This window comes from Bradyrhizobium sp. (genome assembly GCF_027451485.1).
Classification (GTDB): domain Bacteria; phylum Pseudomonadota; class Alphaproteobacteria; order Rhizobiales; family Xanthobacteraceae; genus Bradyrhizobium.
The window spans coordinates 1-4253 of sequence record NZ_DAIDJE010000129.1 but is presented as its reverse complement, the minus strand read 5'-3'; the positions used below and the strand labels follow the sequence as shown (position 1 = coordinate 4253).

General features: G+C 62.3%; 3 protein-coding genes and 1 pseudogene. 1 reads left to right on the top strand and 3 read right to left on the bottom strand.

Features of this window, described 5'->3' with window-relative positions; translation table 11 throughout:
* Together NEZ08_RS15960 and NEZ08_RS15955 are read right to left on the bottom strand one after the other, a co-directional pair.
* Positions 1-206 (bottom strand): annotated as a pseudogene (locus NEZ08_RS15960) (hypothetical protein); the annotation flags it as partial.
* An 88-nt stretch (positions 207-294) separates the two neighbouring features.
* Positions 295-2472, bottom strand: coding sequence for a carboxypeptidase-like regulatory domain-containing protein (locus tag NEZ08_RS15955; RefSeq protein WP_298108697.1), 2178 nt, complete (start codon positions 2470-2472; stop codon positions 295-297).
* A gap of 259 nt (positions 2473-2731) precedes the next feature.
* On the opposite strand from NEZ08_RS15955, the gene lpxD reads away from it, so the two are divergent.
* Positions 2732-3805 carry a UDP-3-O-(3-hydroxymyristoyl)glucosamine N-acyltransferase gene (gene lpxD / locus NEZ08_RS15950; protein ID WP_298108694.1) on the top strand — a complete coding sequence of 358 codons (1074 nt, stop codon included), beginning with the start codon at positions 2732-2734 and terminating at the stop codon, positions 3803-3805.
* A 13-nt stretch (positions 3806-3818) separates the two neighbouring features.
* Here the strand turns inward: lpxD and NEZ08_RS15945 are convergent.
* Positions 3819-4253: hypothetical protein (locus NEZ08_RS15945; protein WP_298108692.1), on the bottom strand; the 435-nt coding region annotated here is incomplete at its 5' end.

Genomic DNA, 4253 nt, shown 5'->3' with positions numbered 1-4253 from the left:
GCGCCGAAATACCAGCTGACTTCACCGCCTTCGATCTCGACCGTCAGCGAATGGAAAACGACGTAAATCCCGGCGAGCACAATCAGCATGGCAATCAGGGTCGCCGGCTGGCCGGTTATTCGCCATGCGATGACAGCTCCGAGGATGCCGATAGTCGCGCAGGCTGCGAGAATGGTGGTTCCGGACTGAGTGTGGCGATAGGGCATGCTCGTGCTCAACCCCCTTTAAAAGCAAATGCTTCGCTGCACGTCTTGATGCAGCGAAGCAATTGAGGTCACGCGCCGGCGGATGGGATCAGTCGGCCAGCGGGTCCGGGCGCATCTGCACCTTGAACACGCGCGGCTTGGCATCCTTGCCACCTTCGCTGTGGAAGTAGGCGCGCGTGCCAGTCGTGGTCCACAGCCCGCGGCCTTTCCAACCCCCATTCGGATCGTCAATTCGTCCATCGACGTTCTTGGCGAAGAAGCCGAGCGGGTAGGGAATACGCAGGTCGACAAACTTGCCGTTGACCAAAGCGAGCAGGGATTCGCTGCCATTGGCCATGGCGATTGGCACGTCCTTGCCGAGGCCGAGCGTGTTGTGAACGTCTACCCAGATATAATAAGCGTGGTTGGCGCTGCCTTGCGGGTCGTTGACTCCCTTGAATTGCGGTCCGGGCATCCGGTACAGCGTCCAGCCCTCGAAGCACTGCGCGCCGGTCGCCGCGTTCGGCCCTTCGAGCTTTTCCTTGCACTTGGAACGGTCGAAGCTCGCCATTTGTCCGCTCGAGAGCACGGTCCAGGCCACGCCCTTGGAGTCGACATCCACGCCGCGCGAGCCATAGGTGCCGGGCGGTGACTGGAATATCTCCGAGACGGCAGTGTGGGTCGGATCGCTTCCCGGAATCAGCCGGATCAGGAGCGCAGGCTGCGTGATGCGGGTAAAGCCCGGGCCCATCGCCTGGCCCCAGATCACGTCGCCCTTGACGCTCGGCATGATGCCGTAAAACGCCGCCTTTACCCACTTGTCCTTGCCGGGTTCGATCGGCTTATCCGGACCGACGAAGGCCTCGCGCTTGCCGGTGCCGCTGACGTTGACCACCGTAGGCGTCCAGCCTTGCGACTTCATGGCATCGCCGGTGGCTTCGAACTTCTTGACATCGAGCCAGCCGACCACCCCGCTCATCGGCATGCCCTGGCTGAACCAAAGCTTGTCGTCGGGCGTGAAGACCAGGTGATGCGTGTTGAAGCACGTATCGATCATGGTCCACTTCTGGGTTTTCGGATCGTACATGGATACTTCGCGAGCCGAGTCCTTCTGCGGCGCGACCTGTGCCGAGGGGAGATCCGATCCGGCCTGGCAACTTGCGGGGTCCGGCGCAGGGCGAAGCCTCGCCGTGAACCAGACGCGGCCTTTTTCGTCCATCATCGGATTGTGGATCGAGGTGTGCCCGTCCCAGATTGCCTCGTCGCCCCAGAACACCGACGGACCCATCGGAGCATCCTTGGCGCTCGGCGTCTTCGGATCCATGTACGGTTCATGGATGAGAGACGTCGTGTTCTTGACGGGGTCGAGGACGGGAATGTCGTCGGAGCTTTCTTCCGGCGAGCCGTAGATCTTGCCATTGGCGTTCACGGTCGGGTTGCGCTTGTCGGTCGACACCTCGTCGTGGAGGTACATTCCCCGCTTGCCCCATTCCCATGAGGTGATCACGACGTTGCGCTCGACACCCTTCGGCCGCTCCGGCTTGTCGAAGGGGAGCTCGCCGGCCGCGATGCGGTCGGTCCAGTCGGCAAACATCTTGTAGGCGCGCTGCGGTCCGAGGCGGCCCAGCGTCAGGGCCATGTTGCTCATGGCCTGGCCGGATTGCACGCGGCGCTCCCACATCTCTTCGGAGTTCTTGAACTCGCCGAGTTCTTTCACGTGGGGATGACGAATGTTGTCGCTGCCAAGCGCATGGCAGGACTGGCATGAATTCTTGATGCTGTCGATCCAGGTGGCCTGCGAGTCCATGCTGGCCGGCATGCCGGTCGGGCTCTTGTCGGAACCGGGAAACTCGCTCGTCGCGGGTATCTTGAGCATCGAGTACCAGTACATGCCCGGATAGTATTCGGCCGCGGCCGCCGCGTTCGGTGCCGGCTTTGCTTTCAGATCGACGGTTTTGCCGGGCGTGGCGTCCTGCTTGTCGGAATCGACGAGGCCGTAGCCACGCGCCCAGATTTTGTACTTGGCGGTGGGGAGTTGCGGAATGACGAACTGGCCGGCGTCGTTGGTGACGACCATCTTGGCGTATTTGGTCGGCAGATCTGACGTTTCGGCGATCACCCAGACGCCGGCTTCCGGACCGTGCGGGCCGGTCACCACGCCGCCGATCGCATCGGGCTTGATCGACGGCTCCTTCTGCTGCGCACTGGCCGGACCGCCCCATGCCATCGCGAATGCGGCGATCGCGGCCCCAGTGAGACACGCGTTCGAATGGCGACGAAAAGTCATAGTTCGCTCCCGATTTGTTTTGCTGAATTTCGACGTTTCAGCTTTCCGACAATGTGAAATTTTGCTTTGTATTTAGAATAGCATCCGACGAATGCAGATAGGTGTCAACGTGGTCCCTTGTCGTCGTGTGCTCGCATCTTGGTTGAACTCGCGATTGCGCGCGCCGCTTGCTTAGCTTGCGACCCAGCGCGCTCGACAATACGAATTTCGACATCGCGACAACTTGTTTTCGCGGCGACGTTAATGATGGATCTGAAAAATGGGAAACCGCCGGTTCTTTGATCGCCCGAATGGTTTGACGGTGGCCGAAATCATCAAGCTGACCGGCGCCGAGCCCGTTCAGGCCCCCCCGGCGTCGCTCGTGATCAAAGGCGTCGCGCCGGTCGATCTCGCGGGGCCGACCGACCTGGCGTTTGTCGACGGCAAAAAATTTGCCGGCGCGCTGGCGACGACCCGCGCCGGCGCCTGTCTGATGCCGAAACGCTTTGCGGATCTGGCGCCAGAGGGGCTCCTCGTCCTGCAAACGGAACACCCGTATCGCGCCTTCGTTGCAGTGCACCGGGAACTCTATCCGCAATCGCTACGTCCATCCTCATTGTTTGAAACCGACGGCATTTTCGAGGGCGCGACCATCCATCCAACGGCGAGGCTCGAAAGCGATGTCACCGTCGATCCCGGCGCAGTCATCGGACCGCGGGCCGAAATCGGCGCGGGAAGCCTCATCGCAGCCAATGCCGTGATTGGTCCCGACGTTACGATCGGACGCGGCTGCCGGATCGGGGCCGGCTGCTCGATCACGCATACGCTGATCGGCGATCGCGTGGTGATTCATCCGGGCTGCCGCATCGGTCAGGACGGCTTCGGCTACACCGAAGATGCCGCCCAGCAGAAGATTCCGCAGACCGGCCGCGTCATTATCCAGAACGACGTCGAGATCGGCGCCGGCACAACGATCGACCGCGGCGGCATCAGGGACACCGTGATCGGCGAGGCGAGCAAGATCGACAACCTCTGTCAGATCGGACACAACTGCCAGATCGGCAGGCACTGCATCATTGTCGCGCAATCTGGCTTGAGCGGCAGCGTCACGCTGGAGGATTTTGCCGTGCTTGGCGGTTCGGTCGGCCTCGCGCCGCACGTCACGATCGGCCGCGGTGCCCGCGTCGCCGCCCGTTCCGGCGTGATGCACAACATCCCCGCCGGTGAGACCTGGGGCGGTTACCCGGCAAAGACGCGCATGCAGTGGATGCGCCAGGAGGCAACCCTGGCGCGACTGGCGGGCGGCGGAAGCAGGGGCCGGCCAAGCGAAGAGGGTCCCGGCGAAAAGCCTTAGAAACCCACTCTCGTCAGCGGGGCATTTCGATCGCGGCGCAGTTGTAGCGATGTGCCAGAGCGCAGTCTTCTTCCTGTGACATCTCGACGAGCTTGTTCAGCAGCAGGTAGCCGAACACAAGAGCTGCCGCGATCCCGGCAAGACCAATGATAAGGCCGCGCGTAGAGGGGTGTCGGGCGCCTTCGTTGCCGAACCTCTCGGACGTTGGCGCTGGCCTATCCCCGCCGCCTTCCTGATTCATGGTTTCCGATCTCCGATCAGCCCGGGCTTTCTGGCAGGGCGGGGCGGGCGGATTCACATCCCGCTGCTTTTCATTACTATGGCTGAAATGATTCTCCGTCGCTCCCGCTTCATTCATCTGTTGCCTGTCGGCCAGGACCGCACGCTGATCGTGCATGCCGTCAGCCAGATGCGCCTGCCGGCCGACCGCGATATCACGGCGCTGCTG

Bases quoted from the DNA above. Each gene is read 5' to 3' on its own strand.
- lpxD (WP_298108694.1), top strand. From the start codon at position 2,732: ATGGGAAACCGCCGGTTCTTTGATCGCCCGAATGGTTTGACGGTGGCC.
- NEZ08_RS15955 (WP_298108697.1), bottom strand. From the start codon at position 2,472: ATGACTTTTCGTCGCCATTCGAACGCGTGTCTCACTGGGGCCGCGATC.